A 16,552-nucleotide genomic window follows, 5' to 3' on the forward strand; every position below is an offset into this window, starting at 1 on the left:
TAGACTATTTTAATATTATTATAATATTTTAACTGAGTTTTCTGATTACCTTAACCCTGCTCTTGGTCCAGATGCTGCTACTACAGCCTGCATTCTTGTTTTTTGGTTGGCAGAGAACATAACCATAGATTTGTCATCCACATAATCCATGTAGTTCATGAACATCTGAGAACGGCTTACCCCTCCGCAAACTCTGTTCAGAGGATAAGTAGGATTTCCGTAGTTAGGGCCGGGAGATGTAGGGGTATCATTAGAGTAATCTGTCTGGCATCCTGCATCAGATGATCCCCAAAGGTGCGGAAGGTTTAGGTAGTGTCCTACTTCATGTGTTACTGTTCTTCCTAAATTGAACGGAGCAGAAGCACCTGTTTTACCTATATACTGATATCCTATGACAAGACCATCATACCATTGCCCAGCATGTTCAGGATAATAAGCGTAGCCTAAGGTTCCAGGTTGGTTGTTTTCATCAAGGATTGAATTGACAACCCAGATATTCATGTTTTTTGTTACATCAGTGGCATCAATTCCTCCTGTGCTGGCCTTTTTCATCTGTTCCAGGTCAGATCTCCAGCCTGTCTTTGTACTCTGCTTGCGGTTGGTTGCTACTAATTTGAAACGGATTTTTACATCACCTGCTGCGGCTGGCTGAAATGCAGAAGGAATTTTCGTGATATCGGAATTGGTTGCTCCATAATCGGCATTTAGGACTGCAATTTGTTCTGCAATTCTTGCATCAGAAACATTCTGAGCAGAAGTGTTGTAAATTACGTTAAAAACTACTGGGATTTCAACAGTTCCATCTGCTAACACTTTTCCTACTTTAAGATTTTCTGCAAATTTTTCAGTACTGAATTCAATATCAGCTATTTTTTGCTTAAGTGCAGGGTTTTTCAGAAGCATTGCTTGTCTGATTTCTTCTGACGGACAGCTTCTTTTAAGAGCACTTGGAACAGTATTTTCCTGATCCGGAGAAGTCTCGTTTTGATGAGTTAAGTTGTCGTTGTTGCACGCCGACATGAGGCCCAGAATCAGGGCTCCAAATAAGAATTTTTTCATATCGTTATAATATAATTTGGTTGAGGGTGTGAAATTATAGTATTTGAAATTAATATGCAAGCTATTCGTTAAAATACTTAATAAATATGCAACTTATTATTGTTTTAATTGAATTAAAATCATTTAAATGTTTGATGTATTGAATTTGGTTAAAATCAGTCACTTATTTTATATTTTCATATTTAAATGTATTTTTAGTGTAAATAGTTTTATCGTTTTGCTGTTTTTATAGAATATTTTTTATAATAAATCGGACTGAAATGTTTTTTTAAAACAAGTCAGAAGCCACTTATTTTTTTAGCAGATTATTCCAGTAGGTCCAATGGCAGATCTGATTTCAATATTTTTCATTATTATTTGTATTTCTGAAATGAGAACAAGGTAGGAGACAAAAAAATCTGTCTCAGAATTGAGACAGATTTCAAATATGTAAAAGGATTATAATTTTAATATACTCTTAATCCGGATCTTGCACCAGAAGAAGCTACTACAGACTGCATTCTTGTTTTTTGTCCTGCAGAGAACATAAACATAGCAGCATCATCTACATAATCCATGTAATTCATAAACATTACAGATCTTTGTACGCCGCTGCAAGTATTGTATAACGGGTAAGAAGGTTTTCCATAATTTGCTGTAGTTTGTGTAGGCGTGTCACTTACCTGGTCGTTTCCACAATTTGCATCTCCCCAGATATGTCTTAGGTTTAGGTAGTGGCCTACCTCATGTGTAGCGGTTCTTCCCAGGTTGAAAGGTGAAGAAGCTCCCGTCTTTCCAAAATATGGAGCGGCAATTACAACACCGTCATTCCATAAACCTGCAGATTCAGGGAAAGTGGCATACCCAAGAATGGTACGTCCCTGGCTAGTCATTTTACCCACCACCCATAAGTTTAAGTAATTGGTAGGATTAGTAGCATCAATTCCTCCTTTAGAGGCTTTTTTCATATCATCATTAGTAGCCCAGCTGGTTTTTGAAGTAGATTTTCTAACAGTATTTACCAGTCTGAATTTTACTTTTGTATCTCCTGAGCTTACCGTCTGGAATTCAGTTGGAATTTTGCTGGCATCAGTGTTGGTACCGGAATAGTCAGCATTTAATACTGCAATTTGTTCAGCGATTCTTGCGTCGGAAACATTTTCTGCTGTAGTTTTGTATATAACATTCACTACAACCGGGATTTCTACAGAGCCATCAGCTAAAACTTTTCCAAACTTCACATCATTGGCAAATTTTTCAGTATTGGTTTCTAATGCTGCAAATCTTTGTTGGAGTTCAGGGCTTCTTTTTAATGCTTCTTGTCTGATTTCCTCAGAAGCACAGCCCCTTTGAACCAGGCTTGCGGTAGTTACTGCTTCGTCAGTTGTGCTTTCGTTTTGATTGGTGATGCTGTCATTGTTACATGCAGCCATTACACTGAGCATAAAAGCTCCAAATAATAGTTTTTTCATATCAAAATCATTTAGGTTGAGGATGTGAAATTATATTATTTAAAATTAATATGCAAGTAATTTCTTTATTTATTTGATTTATTGCTAATGATTAGTGTGTTTGTTTGATTAAATTCTATTGATTTTTAAAATGTATTGAATTTTAATCATTTTTAATAATTCTACTGATTCGTTTTTAGTTTTTAATTATTATATATGTATATATTTCGTTTAAATTTATTTTTAGTAGAATTTTTTCACTATAAAACTTAATTAGCAAAACCATTTTTAATCGCAAAAACAGCTAGCCCTACGCGGGTTTTAAGGTCCAGTTTTTCACAAAGCTGGTCACGATAGCTTTCCACTGTTCTTGGGCTGCAGCACATTCTGTCTGCAATTTCCTTATAACTGAGTTCGGTTACTGTGTATTTCAGAAATTCTTTTTCTCTGTCGGAAATTCTTACTGCAATCTCAGTTTCTGTCTCTTTGTTCAAATTGGAAAATATGATTTTGGAAGCCCAATCCGGGTAAAAGAAACCATCGCTGTTAATTCTGGTAAGTGCGGTTTCCAGATCTCTTGGATGGGTGTTTTTCAGCAGATAGCCTTTTGCTCCGCTCTTGATCATCTTAATTACGCTGTTATCATCTCCCTGCATACTGAGTGCCATAATTTTAATATCAGGATGGTTTTTTGTAAGCCATGCTGCCGTTTCAAAACCGTCCATAATAGGCATGCTGATATCTAAAAGAATAATATCAGGAATCGGGTTGCCTTCTTCAAATTTCTGGATAAGATCTTTCCCGTTTTCACTTACATAGATCACTTCAAATTCACTGAAATTACCAATAATTCCTTCCAGAGCTTTAGCAATAAGTATATGGTCGTCAACAATGACAATAGTTTTTTTCATGACTGTTTTTTTAAGATAATATTGATATGAGTTCCCCTATTTTCCTGGCTTTCCATATGAAAACCTGCACCTATGATTTCAGCTCTGTTTTTCATATTGGTAATACCTATTCCATTGGATTTGATCTGGGAAGTATCGAAACCGATTCCATCATCACGAATATCAAGTTCCCAAAGAATATCTTCTGAAGTATTAAGGCTGATAAAAATATTTTTGCAACGGGAATGTTTTATACTGTTCTGAATAAATTCCTGAGTAATTCTGAGAAGGACATTTTTATGAACAAAACCTAAATCCAGTTGTTTAAAATTGTGTTCAAAACTTACATGACATTTTTTAAAGGAATTGGTATTATCTACTTCTTCCTGTATCAAAGTTACAATTTCCTTCTGGTTGATATTGTCATCCGTTAACGTTTTTGACAAGCTTCTAAGATCCTGCAGAGATTGATTGATAATCTGCGAAACCTGATCAATTCTTTCACTTGCCTCGGATACCTTATTTTCATAAAGCATCTGCTGTACATAAAGACTTACGAGGGTAAGTTTCTGGCCAATGTTGTCGTGCAGTTCTCTTCCGATCTGCTGCATCGTGGCCTGCTGAATTTCCAATTGGGTAGAAAGGAGCTCTCTCTGATGAAGTTCATTTTTTCTTTCAATTTCATTCACGTGTTCCTTCTTGCGTTGTTTGTAGCTTCTGATATAGACCAAAACTGCCGTTACAAACATTACAAAAAGTATATTGAATAGAATAATAACTATTAAGAGCTCTGTTTTCCCCATATAAATGAACTTGCAAATAAAATATACATTACTGAAACTGAGATCAGAAAATAGCTAAAATATATGTCCCAAATTTCCTTGTATTTTACCAGAAGTGATAAAAATGACATGAAAGGCAATGTTCCTATATATGATAGTGTAATCCCAAGATTAATATAAAACATTTTGTTTTTACTGAAATTGAGAATTTCTTGTGAAGTAATTTGTTTGTAATACTCCATTATTACCAAAAGCATCAAAATAAGACATCCAAAAGTATAGTTGAATGCAAATACAATTTTACTTTTGGAAAAATATAATTCGTTGGGAATAAATGAAAGCAGATATAAAATGGATATTATCCAAAATAATTTTGGCTTTCCTAAAGATTTTGCAGCATATAACCAGTAAAAGAATACGAACTGAATTGGCATTAAAAGGTAGTTATAGTACTGAGCTTTGGTAAAATGCACAAAGCTTCCCCACTTGCCATAAGCTTCCCCAAGAAAAATAAATACCAGATAAAACACAAAAAGTTTCCAATGTTGTTCTTTTAAACGGTTATAATGGAAAATGGCTATGACTGCAGCAAGTCCTTCAGCCCAAAGCAGACTTTTTTGTGCAAATTCCTGGAATTCTGTCATACAGTTCTAAATATATTACATTTACAATTAAAAAGACTCACCTAATGGAGCTTTTGGTGGAACAAGTATTCCATTATTTTCTCCAAGACCTGTGTCATCATCATCTTCTCCAATACCTTTGGCAGAACGCGCGTTTAATGCTAAAGGTTTGCCATCAGCACTCTGAAAAGGATTGAAATCATAATCAATAAGTTCCCCTGTTTCATCGGCTTTTTTCAATGTTGGAATCATTACCAGGGTGTGTTTTCCGGCATATTCAACAGGAACAGGGTGAGAGTCCATGATAGACCAGTTTTCCTGTTTCGGATAAGTGGCATAATAAAATCTGATTCCCAGATCTTCCTCAGAAGCAGAAGGATTTACTTTTGCAGCTTCTTCTTCAATTTTAGCAATAAAGTTTTTTAATTTCGGAAGGTCAAACCAGATGGAATGAGCATCATCTATTCCTAAAGCGTTATTGATAGCATTGAGGTGATTTTGACGGTAATTGTCGATCAGAGCCTGGATAAGACCATTTGACATGGTTCCAGGTTGTAATGGATTGTTTGATTCTGTATTCATAGCTTAGTAGTTTACGGTAAAACTCAATTAATATGCAAATCTCGTAAAAAATATTCGAGAAAATGTATTCACGAATTGGGAATTACACTGTTATTTTTACCGGGATTTTACGGATTGTATGTGAAAAATAACAATTTATGATAAAGAAAATTCAATTCATTCTATAAAAAAACGGAGAAAGTATATTTCCCCGTTTTTCTTTAAATACATGGATATTTTCTCCAGTCCCTGCAAATGTATCCTGAAGTGCAGCACAGATTGGCAGGGCAGTTCATATTTTCGTCACACATAATGACAGGAGCGATAAGGCCGCCGTCAATTTTCCTTAAATCGTTTCTTTTAAGTTTTTTCATATTGATTCTGTTTTAGTTATTAGTATCGTAAAGGTAAGTTTATTTCACTTAATTAGGATAAAAAGTAAAAAAATAAGTGCCGCAGATCAAATCTGCAACACTTATTCACAAAAATAATGTATATGAAAAAAAACTATTTTACTGTTCGGTAGGTCGGAAAACCAAACCTGTTTCTACAAAGTAATCCAGAGTAATTCGGTCTCCATCGTTTACTTTTCCTGCAAGGATTTCTTTAGACAGTTTGTTTAAAACTTCCTGCTGAATTACTCTCTTCAGTGGTCTTGCTCCGAAGGCTGGATCATATCCTTTATTCATCAGATAATCTACGGCATCCTGAGTGAAAGTCATAATAATGTTTCGTTTAGATAACATTTCATTGAATCCTCTCAACTGATACTGAACAATTTTTCCGATTTCTTTCTTTCTTAAAGGCTGGAAGAGTACAATTTCATCAATTCTGTTCAGGAATTCCGGACGCAGAGTCTGTTTCAAAAGATCAAAGACCTCGTCTTTTGTTTTATCCACAATTTCATCCTGATTTTCCTCCGTAAGATTCTCAAAATTCTCTTGAATCAGATGTGAACCTAAATTGGAGGTCATGATGATGATAGAATTTTTGAAATTCACCACCCGCCCTTTATTATCCGTCAGACGTCCGTCATCCAAAACCTGAAGCAATGTATTGAAAACATCCGGATGCGCTTTTTCAATTTCGTCTAAAAGCACTACGGAATAAGGTCTTCTTCTTACAGCTTCAGTCAACTGTCCTCCTTCATCATATCCTACATATCCCGGAGGCGCTCCTACCAATCTTGACACACTGTGACGTTCCTGATATTCACTCATATCAATTCTGGTCATATTGTTTTCATCATCAAACAGGAATTCTGCCAGTGCTTTTGCCAGTTCGGTTTTACCAACCCCTGTTGTTCCGAGAAATAAGAATGATCCGATAGGTTTTTTATCATCGCTCAAACCGGCTCTGTTTCTTCTGATCGCATCTGTCACCGCCTGGATGGCTTCGTCCTGTCCAACCACTCTGTGGTGCAGTTCAGCCTCAAGATTCAATAACTTATCTCTTTCAGACTGCAGCAGCTTGGTTACAGGAATACCTGTCCATTTAGCAATCACCTCGGAGATATTTTCTGCCGTAACTTCTTCTTTGATCAGTTCATTCTGATGATTTTGCATTTCAAGTTCCACTTTGGCAAGCTCTTCCTCTTTTTCACGAAGTTTTCCATATTGGATTTCTGCTACTTTGGCATAATCTCCTGCTCTGGAAGCTCTTTCTGCCTCATGTTTCAGAGATTCAATATCTTTTTTGATCTGGGTAAGATCTTCACTTTTCTGTTTTTCTTTCAGCCATTTGGCATTGATTTCATTTCTCTGTTCAGAAATTTTAGCAATATCTTCTTTAAGGTGATCAATCTTGGTCTGATTTCCTTCTCTTGAAATGGCGGCTAATTCAATTTCCAGCTGCATTAATTTTCTGTCCAGAACGTCCAGTTCTTCCGGCTTTGAATTGATTTCCATTCTAAGCTTTGCAGAAGCTTCATCAATAAGATCGATGGCTTTATCCGGTAAAAAACGGTCTGAAATATATCTTTGAGACATTTCCACAGCAGCAATGATTGCCTCATCTTTAATTCTTACCTTATGGTGAGCCTCATATTTATCTTTAATACCACGAAGGATAGAAATTGCAGATTCAGTATCCGGTTCTTCCACCATTACTTTCTGGAAACGTCTTTCCAACGCTTTATCTTTTTCAAAATACTTTTGATATTCGTTCAGCGTAGTAGCGCCAATGGCTCTTAATTCTCCTCTTGCCAAAGCTGGTTTTAAGATATTAGCTGCATCCATTGCTCCTTCACCGCCTCCGGCTCCTACCAAAGTGTGGATCTCGTCAATGAAAAGAATGATCTGTCCGTCTGATTTGATCACTTCATTCACAACAGATTTCAGACGCTCTTCAAATTCACCTTTGTATTTGGCTCCGGCGATTAAAGCTCCCATATCCAGTGAGAACAATGTTTTATCCATCAGGTTTTCCGGTACGTCACCGCTGATAATTCTATGAGCAATTCCCTCAGCAATTGCAGTTTTACCCACACCGGGTTCTCCGATAAGGATCGGGTTATTTTTAGTTCTTCTGGAAAGGATCTGTAAAACCCTTCTGATCTCTTCATCACGCCCTATGACAGGATCCAGTTTACCTTCTGCCGCCAACTCGTTGAAGTTTTTAGCATATTTATTTAAGGATTGATACGTTTCCTCTGAACTTGCAGAAGTGGCTTTGCTTCCTTTTCTTAATTCTTTGATAGCGCCTTCCAGCAGGTTTTTGGTTACGCCCATATCTTTCAGCATTTTGGATACTTCAGAAGAAGTTTCCAGCAGAGATAACCATAAGTGTTCAATCGTTACATATTCGTCACCCATTTTCTTTGCGATATTGGGGGCGTCCAGCAGTACTTTGTTGGCAGATTGAGAAAGATAAATGTTTCCTCCCTGCACTTTTGGAAGTTTCTCTAAATTTTCACGGTTGCGCTCTCTTACCAAATTGGCATCTGCTTCAGATTTTTTCAGTAAGAAAGGCGATATATTTTCATCCACCTGGAAGATTCCTTCAAGGAGATGTTGAGGTTCGATACTTTGGTTGCCCAATTCCATAGCAACCTGCTGTGCTGCCTGGATGGCTTCCTGCGATTTTACAGTATATTGGTTTAAGTTCATATCTTTTATATTTTTAGTAATGGTTTGTATTAAGTTTATTTTTTAAAAACATCAAGAAACCAAATTCTAAGGCTCAGTTTCTTAATGCCATCAATTATTTAATCATTTATTCGATGAGTGTATCGCAAAAACTGTTCAATTATTAAATTTACAAAAAAATAGGACAAATTTTCCGAATATTGTATTTTTAACGGAAATTTAACTTGACAAATTTTCCGGTTTTGCAATTATTTCTTTGAAATTCATGAACAAATAGTCATAGTAGAGTAAATTATCCTAATAATTACAATGAAAATAAAGCGTCTTTTTCTTTTTCTGAGCAAAAAATGAACAGTTTAATTCAGAATAATTACTTTTGCATTTTACCAGATGGAACTAAAAGAAAAACAAAGAAAAATACTCAACGTAGCAGTAGAACTTTTCAAAGAGAAAGGATATATGGGAAGCTCAGTAAGAGATCTTGCTACGAAACTCAATATCAAAGCGGCATCACTGTACGCCCATATCCGTTCAAAGGAAGAAATTCTGGAATGGATTTGCTTTGGCATTGCTCAGGAGTTTTTCGATGAACTTCAGGAAGTAAAAAATACAGCTGTTGCACCGAAGGAAAAGCTGAACCTGCTATTGGATAAACACCTTTCTGTTGTTCTTAAAAACCGTGATGTTACCCATATCTATTCCAATGAATGGAAACATCTTGAAGAAAGACTTCCGGAATTTGTAGAATTAAGAAAAAACTACCAACAGGAAGTTGAGGAACTGATTTCCGAAATCTATAAAGCCGAAAACTGGGAGTTAAAATCTCCGTCATTTACCACAAGATTTATTCTGCATACTTTAAATAACTCCTATTTCTGGTTCAAAAGAAGCAGCGATTCCACTGATGAAATTACCGACGAAATAAGGGAGAAAATTCTTTTCGGGTTATTAGGAAACCAAAAAAAATAAGCACTTCGCCTTTCATTCTGGCGAAGGAAGAATCTCTTAATAGAGTGTGAATTTTTAAAATATTCTTCTCTCCACTTCGTTCCGCTCAGAATGACAGTGAGCATCATTTGAATGATCCTTCTTATTTAGAATCATTCAAAATATGACAAAAGTCATAAAAATTTTGCCAGCTTCCAAAATCTTTTTAAATTTACACCTAACAAATGTTAGTTAGTTTTATGGATTTTTCAGTTGAATATCTGGAGCTGGATCAGTTGAGACAGCTTCAATCCGACCGGTTGATCAGCCTGATCAGCTATTTGGGGGAGAAGTCGGAATTTTATAAAAAGAAATTTGATGCATTACAAATATCTCCTCAGGATATAAGGTCGATTGAAGATATCACTAAACTTCCTATTACTTACAAGCAGGATTTAAGGGATAACTATCCGTTCGGATTATTTACCGTTCCTAAAAGTGAGCTTCAGCGGATTCACTGCTCAAGCGGAACGACAGGAAAACCGACTGTGGTAGGATATACGAAAGAAGATGTAGACCTTTTCAGTGAAGTGGTGGCAAGATCTTTACATGCCGCAGGAGCAAGACCAGGAATGCAGCTGCATAATGCGTATGGTTACGGGATTTTTACAGGAGGTTTAGGTCTTCATTACGGAGCTGAAATGCTGGGAATGAGTGTTCTTCCTATTTCGGGAGGGATGACGGCAAGACAGGTAGATCTGATTGTAGATTTTAAACCGGAGGTGATCTGCTGTTCTCCTTCATATGCTTTAACCATTGCAGATGAATTTACAAAAAGAGGAATTTCTGCAGACGAAATCAGTCTAAAGTATGCAGTGCTGGGTTCAGAACCATGGACGGAAATTATCAGAGGACACATTGAAGAAAGATTAGGTGTTCATGCAACCAATATTTATGGTTTAAGTGAAATTATCGGCCCGGGAGTTTCCATGGAGGATTTCGAAGAGAAGGGAGGCGCTTATATCTGGGAAGATCATTTTTATCCTGAGATTTTAGATCCGGTTACCCAACAGCCGGTTCCTTTTGGAGAAGAAGGTGTATTGGTCGTTACCACTTTAACCAAAAAAGCAATGCCTCTTTTAAGGTACTGGACGAACGATATCACCAGCCTTTATTACGATAAAAGTGGCAAAAGGACAATGGTGAAGATGAAACCTATCGTAGGAAGAGCAGATGATATGCTGATCGTAAGAGGAGTGAATGTATATCCAAGTCAGATAGAAGATGCTTTTTCTTATGTAAAGGGAGTAGTTCCTAACTACTATCTTACACCTGTAGAGAAAGAACAGATGTGTATCGCTTTGGATATTGATGTTGAAATAGACGATGACCTGGTAAAGTCTCAGAAAATGGAAGCCAATACCGATGATTATTTTAATTTTGTCGGGAACTTTGGAAAAAATATAGAAAACGAAATAAAAAAGAGGGTAGGAATTACTACGAAAGTGAAAGTTCATGCCCAGGACAGTTTGCCGAAGTGCGAAGGTGGAAAAATTAATAGAATACTAAAAAAATAATGAATTCATTTTATAAACTTAAAACAGTTAAAGTTCAGAAAGATACTTCCGAAGCAGTGAATGTGGCGGTAGAAATTCCTGAAGAACTGAAAGACAAGTTCAGGTTTAAACAAGGACAGTATCTGAATTTCCGAATGATGATCAACGGAAATGAAGAAAGACGTTCTTACTCTATCTGTAATGCTCCCAGTGAAAAAGGCAACACACTGGAAGTATTGGTGAAGCTGCTTGAAGGCGGAAAAGTATCCGGTTATTTCAACGAACATCTTCATATGGATGAATTGCTGGAAGTAATGCCTCCTATGGGTGGTTTCAATACTTCTTATCACCCTACAAACGTGAAAACTTATGTGGGGCTGGCTGCAGGAAGCGGAATTTCCCCTGTTTTGTCCAATATTAAAGAAAGCCTTTATCAGGAACCGAATTCAAATGCTTATCTGTTCTACAGCAACAGAAGTATGAATCACGTGATGAAGAAAGCTGAAATTGATAAATTGGCAGAATCTTTTAACGGCAGATTGAAAGTTGTTTATTTAGTAAGCCGTGAAAAGCATGAAGATCCTGTTTTCGAAGGAAGAATTTCTGCTGAAAAACTGGAGCAGCTATTTGAAAGATATACAGATATTGATGTAAAAGAAGCTACTTATTTTATTTGTGGTCCTTCAGAAATGATTAAAGGAATTGCAGACTATCTGAAAAAAGATAAAAAAGTACCTGCTATTCAGGTTTTATTTGAATATTTCACTGCTCCGGATGAAGAAAATACGGAGGAAATGAGTGATGAATTCAAGGCGATTGCCAATATTGAAAGCATGGTAACAGTAATCATTGATGATGATGAATATTCGTTCCACCTTAATTCTAAAAAAGAGAGTATCTTAGATAAAGCATTGAAAGATCAGCTTCCGGTTCCTTTCGCATGTAAAGGAGGCGTTTGCTGTACGTGTAAGGCACAGGTTCTGGAAGGAGAGGTTTTCATGGAGAAAAACTATGCGCTTACCGAAGAAGAAGTAGCCAGAGGCTTCGTTCTTACCTGCCAGTGTCACCCTACAACCAATGTGGTGATGCTAAATTATGATGTTTAATTCAATTTGAAAATGTGCTAATTTGGAAATTTGAAAATGGGTAATAGCTTATTCTCAGTTTCTCTAAATAATTTTCAAATTAACTAATTCTCAAATTCTCAAATTAAAAGATTATGGACTTAGAAAAATTTGTTCAATACGTTCACGAAGAAAATAAAGTAGAACCCAAAGATGTAATGCCTGATGATTACAGGAAATTATTGGTTCGTCAGATTTCACAGCACGCGCACTCCGAGATTGTAGGAATGCTGCCGGAAGCCAACTGGATTTCCAGAGCACCTTCATTGAGAAGAAAAATGGCTCTTCTGGCAAAAGTTCAGGATGAAGCTGGTCACGGCCTGTATCTTTACTCTGCAACTGAAACGTTAGGAGACGGAAGCATCAGAGCAGACAGAGATGCTACTTATGATGATATGCTGGAAGGAAAAGCAAAATATTCAAGTATTTTCAACTATCCTACCTTAAGCTGGGCAGATATTGGTGCTATCGGTTGGCTGGTAGACGGTGCTGCTATTATGAACCAGGTAATGCTGATGGGGAATTCTTATGGTCCTTACTCAAGAGCGATGGTGAAAATCTGTAAAGAAGAATCTTTCCACCAAAGACAAGGGTATGAAATTTTGATGGCATTATGCCGTGGAACAAAACAACAGAAAGAAATGGCTCAGGCTTCATTAAACCGTTTCTGGTGGCCGGCTCTGATGATGTTCGGACCTAATGATGACAGTTCACCCAACTCTAAAATCTCTATGAACTACAGAGTAAAAAGAGAAAGTAATGACAGTCTTCGTCAGAGATTTATCGATGTTACCGTTTCTCAGGCTGAATTCTTAGGATTAACTATTCCGGATAAAGATCTGAAATGGAACGAGGAAAGACAGCATTATGATTTCGGAGAACTTCCCTGGGACGAATTCATGGAAATCTTAAAAGGAAACGGCCCTTGCAATAAAAAGCGTATTGAAACGAAGAGAAAAGCGCAAAGAGAAAATTCCTGGGTAAAAGAAGCTGCGGCAGCTTTTGCAGAGAAACAACAAAAAGAAGTAATATAATAATGTAACAATATACCAATGTAGAAATGTAACAATCTTTGTCATGCTGAGCTTGTCGAAGCATCTCACTGTTAAACTGGTACATTGATACATTGTTAAATTTATTTGACTATGGCAAATTTAGATATGTGGGAAGTGTTTATTCAGACTAAACCGGGATTATCTCACAAACATGTTGGAGTTGTACAGGCACCCACAGCAGAAATGGCTTTGCAGAATGCAAGAGACGTTTATACAAGAAGAAAAGAAGGAACTTCTGTTTGGGTGGTTCCAAGTAAATATATTGTGACTTCAGAGGGAGTAGATAAAGAAGCATTCTTTGATCCGGCTGATGATAAATTATATCGTCACCCGACCTTCTACGAAATTCCTAACGACGTAAAAAATATGTAATTAAGACTGTTGAGATAATAGACGAATAGATAAAAGAGCTTAAGATTTACTTGTCTATTTTCTATCTGTCTATCATCTGATTGTCTATAAATTAAAAAACAATGAACCCATTATATAATTATTTATTAAAACTAGCAGACGACAGTTTCATTATGGGACAGCGTTTGTCTGAATGGTGCGGTGAAGGTCCTTACTTAGAGGAAGATATTGCATTGACGAATATTGCGTTGGATGAACTGGGACAGGCGAATAACTTCTACGTTTACGCCTCAAGAGTGATAGACAATGGCAAAAGCGAAGATGATATCGCATTTTTAAGATACGAGCATGAATACGTTAACGCACATTGGACAGAACTTCCTAATGAAGATTATGCACAGACTATTCTTAAAGTATATGTATTGTCTGTATATCAAAAACTGATGTATGAGGCTTTATCCAATTCTGCTAATGAAGAATTAGCTGCGATTGCTCAAAAATCATTAAAAGAAGTAAGGTATCACTATACTCACGCTGCATCCTGGATGAAAATCTTCGCTCAGGGAACAGAAGAAAGTAAGTCCCGTTTGGTAAAAGCTATCGAAAATATCTGGGAATATACAAAGGGTCTTTTTGCTAAAACAGAAGGCGAAGACGACCTTGTTGCCTTGAACATTGCTCCCAATGCAGACGTTCTTTACGAAGAGTTTCTTTCCATTACAAAGAAAGATTTTGCAGACTTCGGTTTAGAATATCCGGAAAATCCTTTCATGCAGCCAAAATCAAGAACAGGATATCATACAGAGTATTTCGGGTATATCCTTTGTGAACTTCAGTATATGCAGAGAGCGTATCCTGGCTGTACGTGGTAGTAAATTATGAAGAAGTTGCTTCTTGGGATATTGGCTTTTTTTCTTGCAGCCTATGTGATACTATGTGTTGGAATCTATTTCTATCAGGAGAAAATTATTTTTTATCCTGAAAAGTTACCCGAAAATTACAAGTTTACATTTGATGGTGATTTTGAAGAAGTACCCATCAAAACGCAGGATGGAAAGCATTTGAGTTCTGTTTTATTCAAAGCTCAAAATCCAAAAGGAGTCATTTTTTATCTTCACGGAAACGGAGGATCAATAAAAAGCTGGGGAGAAGCAGCTCAGTTATATCGAAGTATGGATTATGATACATTTATTCTCGATTACAGGGGTTACGGAAAAAGTGAAGGTACAATTAAAAGTAAAGACCAGCTTTTTTCAGATGTTGAGAGTGCTTACGAAATACTTTTAAAAAGATATCCGGAAAACAAAATTATTATTTTAGGATATTCTGTAGGAACAGGATTAGCTGCAAAATTAGCATCCACGCATAATGCAGGATTATTGATTTTACAGGCGCCGTATTACAGTATAGAAGATGAAATGAGTCAAAAATTTTCATTCCTTCCAAAGGTCTTACTGAAATATAATTTTGAGACTTGTGAATATTTAAAAACCGTTCAGTCACCAGTCGTTATTTTTCACGGTGATAAAGATGAGGTTATTAACTATAAAGCATCTTTAAAACTTAAAAATAACTTTAAAAAGGATGATAGTCTGATTATATTAAAAGATCAGTATCACAACGGAATAACAGATAATTTGGATTATCAGAATGCAATGAAAGCAATTTTTGATTCTGATAAAAAATAATATATGAATCAACTTTTAGATTTATTAAGAACCATTCCCGATCCGGAAATTCCGGTAATCAATATTGTGGAACTGGGTATTGTAAGAGAAGCGAAAATTACCAGCGAGAACTCTTGTGAAGTAACAATTACGCCGACTTATTCTGCCTGTCCCGCTATGTTTACCATTGAGGAGGACATCATCAAAATGATGAAAGAAAACGGATGGGAAGCAAAAGTTGTAACCAAGATGTTTCCAATCTGGACAACAGACTGGTTAACAGATGAAGCAAGAGAAAAACTCCGTGCTTACGGAATTACACCTCCCGAAAAAGGAGCAGACGAACATCACATCGGGAAACCGAAAAAATGTCCGCGCTGTGGTTCTGAGCATACCAAACAGATCAGCAGATTCGGGTCTACTTTATGTAAGGCCTCTTATCAATGCTTAGACTGCCTGGAGCCGTTTGATTATTTTAAATGTCATTGATGAATAAACAACCAATCAACAACCAATTTTACGGCTATGCAAAGCATAACGAAGGAATTGTTAGAATGTTAAATTATTAGACCGTTACATTGATTTATATTGTTAAATTAGTGCGTTGTTAAATAATAAATTAATAAAAACTATGTATACACAACTTGATATTGAAACGCATTTTGACGGGAAGCTTAAAATCGCATATCTTAATCAACCGGAAACGATGAACGCTCTTACAAAACCGGCGTTATCTGATCTTAGAGATTTTGTTAAAGAATGCAGCGAAGATGAAACCGTTAGATGTGTGGCCATTTCCGGAAGAGGAAGAGCGTTTTGCTCAGGTCAGAATCTGGATGAAGCTTTTGTGGTAGGTAAAGAACACCATGATCGTGACATTATCAGAAAAATTGTGGTAGACTACTATAACCCTTTGGTAATGGAAGTTACCCGTTGCAAAAAACCGGTTATTGCTTTAGTAAATGGTCCTGCAGTAGGAGCCGGAGCTATGCTGGCTTTGATCTCTGACTTTGTTCTAGCGAATGAGAAAGCATATTTTGCTCAGGCATTTTCAAATATCGGTTTGATTCCTGATACAGGAGGAACTTACTTCTTACCGAAGCTTTTAGGCAGACAATTAGCCAATTATTTAGCATTTACAGGTAAAAAATTATCAGCAGAAGAATCTAAAGCGCATGGCCTTGTAGCAGAAGTGTTTACTGAAGAAGAATTCGTTCCAAAATCTATGGAAATTCTTGAAAGAATGGCAAACATGCCGACAGCAGCCATCAAGCTTACGAAAAAAGCATTTGCCAATTCTTATAACAACACATTGAAAGAACAACTTGAGCTGGAAGGTGATCTTCAGCAGGAAGCTGCAGAAACAGAAGACTTCATCGAAGGTGTAAATGCCTTTTTACAGAAAAGAAAACCTAATTATAAAGGAAAATAAATAATAGGA

17 protein-coding genes are annotated in these 16,552 nt (G+C 36.5%); 9 read left to right on the forward strand and 8 right to left on the reverse strand.

Annotated features, from left to right (window positions below; genetic code table 11):
* Window positions 1-45 precede the first annotated feature (45 nt).
* The 8 genes from ACODR7_RS15110 to clpB form a co-directional block, all read right to left on the reverse strand.
* Window positions 46-1,059: a zinc metalloprotease gene (locus ACODR7_RS15110; RefSeq protein ID WP_488840269.1), complete on the reverse strand. Its 1,014-nt coding sequence runs from the start codon at window positions 1,057-1,059 to the stop codon at window positions 46-48.
* A gap of 446 nt (window positions 1,060-1,505) precedes the next feature.
* Window positions 1,506-2,510, reverse strand: a complete 1,005-nt coding sequence (locus tag ACODR7_RS15115) for a zinc metalloprotease (RefSeq protein WP_488840271.1) — start codon at window positions 2,508-2,510, stop codon at window positions 1,506-1,508.
* Window positions 2,511-2,758: 248 nt separating this feature from the next.
* Entirely contained in the window at window positions 2,759-3,400 is a 642-nt protein-coding gene (locus ACODR7_RS15120; protein ID WP_488840273.1) for a response regulator transcription factor, read from the reverse strand.
* On the reverse strand, window positions 3,397-4,128 hold the full coding sequence (locus ACODR7_RS15125) for a sensor histidine kinase (protein WP_488840275.1): 732 nt from the start codon (window positions 4,126-4,128) through the stop codon (window positions 3,397-3,399). The genes ACODR7_RS15120 and ACODR7_RS15125 overlap by 4 nt, the downstream gene beginning before the upstream one ends.
* Before the next feature lie 32 nt (window positions 4,129-4,160).
* Window positions 4,161-4,805 (reverse strand): hypothetical protein, encoded by a 645-nt coding sequence (locus ACODR7_RS15130; protein WP_488840277.1) that lies wholly within the window; start codon window positions 4,803-4,805, stop codon window positions 4,161-4,163.
* Between the two features lie 27 nt (window positions 4,806-4,832).
* A complete protein-coding gene (locus tag ACODR7_RS15135; RefSeq protein ID WP_488840279.1) occupies window positions 4,833-5,366 on the reverse strand; it encodes a hypothetical protein in 534 nt (177 codons plus the stop codon).
* 200 nt (window positions 5,367-5,566) lie between these two features.
* Window positions 5,567-5,719: a hypothetical protein gene (locus tag ACODR7_RS15140; RefSeq protein ID WP_168802051.1), complete on the reverse strand. Its 153-nt coding sequence runs from the start codon at window positions 5,717-5,719 to the stop codon at window positions 5,567-5,569.
* 138 nt (window positions 5,720-5,857) lie between these two features.
* Window positions 5,858-8,452, reverse strand: coding sequence for an ATP-dependent chaperone ClpB (clpB, locus tag ACODR7_RS15145; RefSeq protein ID WP_488840281.1), 2,595 nt, complete (start codon window positions 8,450-8,452; stop codon window positions 5,858-5,860).
* A 369-nt stretch (window positions 8,453-8,821) separates the two neighbouring features.
* Between clpB and ACODR7_RS15150 the strand changes: the two genes are divergently transcribed.
* The 9 genes from ACODR7_RS15150 (at window position 8,822) to ACODR7_RS15190 (ending at window position 16,543) form a co-directional block, all read left to right on the forward strand.
* Window positions 8,822-9,400 (forward strand): TetR/AcrR family transcriptional regulator, encoded by a 579-nt coding sequence (locus ACODR7_RS15150; RefSeq protein WP_076596881.1) that lies wholly within the window; start codon window positions 8,822-8,824, stop codon window positions 9,398-9,400.
* A gap of 218 nt (window positions 9,401-9,618) precedes the next feature.
* Window positions 9,619-10,935: a phenylacetate--CoA ligase family protein gene (locus ACODR7_RS15155; RefSeq protein ID WP_488840284.1), complete on the forward strand. Its 1,317-nt coding sequence runs from the start codon at window positions 9,619-9,621 to the stop codon at window positions 10,933-10,935.
* Window positions 10,935-12,020, forward strand: coding sequence for a 2Fe-2S iron-sulfur cluster-binding protein (locus ACODR7_RS15160; RefSeq protein WP_488840286.1), 1,086 nt, complete (start codon window positions 10,935-10,937; stop codon window positions 12,018-12,020). The genes ACODR7_RS15155 and ACODR7_RS15160 overlap by 1 nt, the downstream gene beginning before the upstream one ends.
* Before the next feature lie 113 nt (window positions 12,021-12,133).
* The gene (gene paaA, locus ACODR7_RS15165) at window positions 12,134-13,072 is read left to right on the forward strand and encodes a 1,2-phenylacetyl-CoA epoxidase subunit PaaA (protein ID WP_034695794.1); all 939 of its coding nucleotides are present in this window, start codon (window positions 12,134-12,136) and stop codon (window positions 13,070-13,072) included.
* Between the two features lie 111 nt (window positions 13,073-13,183).
* Window positions 13,184-13,465, forward strand: a complete 282-nt coding sequence (gene paaB, locus ACODR7_RS15170) for a 1,2-phenylacetyl-CoA epoxidase subunit PaaB (RefSeq protein WP_027373980.1) — start codon at window positions 13,184-13,186, stop codon at window positions 13,463-13,465.
* A 101-nt stretch (window positions 13,466-13,566) separates the two neighbouring features.
* The gene (gene paaC, locus ACODR7_RS15175; protein ID WP_076596878.1) at window positions 13,567-14,316 is read left to right on the forward strand and encodes a 1,2-phenylacetyl-CoA epoxidase subunit PaaC; all 750 of its coding nucleotides are present in this window, start codon (window positions 13,567-13,569) and stop codon (window positions 14,314-14,316) included.
* A gap of 6 nt (window positions 14,317-14,322) precedes the next feature.
* Entirely contained in the window at window positions 14,323-15,132 is an 810-nt protein-coding gene (locus ACODR7_RS15180) for an alpha/beta hydrolase (RefSeq protein ID WP_488840290.1), read from the forward strand.
* Between the two features lie 3 nt (window positions 15,133-15,135).
* Window positions 15,136-15,600: a 1,2-phenylacetyl-CoA epoxidase subunit PaaD gene (gene paaD, locus ACODR7_RS15185; RefSeq protein ID WP_488840292.1), complete on the forward strand. Its 465-nt coding sequence runs from the start codon at window positions 15,136-15,138 to the stop codon at window positions 15,598-15,600.
* A gap of 142 nt (window positions 15,601-15,742) precedes the next feature.
* Window positions 15,743-16,543 (forward strand): enoyl-CoA hydratase/isomerase family protein, encoded by an 801-nt coding sequence (locus ACODR7_RS15190; protein WP_488840294.1) that lies wholly within the window; start codon window positions 15,743-15,745, stop codon window positions 16,541-16,543.
* The last annotated feature ends 9 nt before the right edge of the window (window positions 16,544-16,552 follow it).

This window comes from Chryseobacterium sp. FG46 (assembly GCF_057809135.1).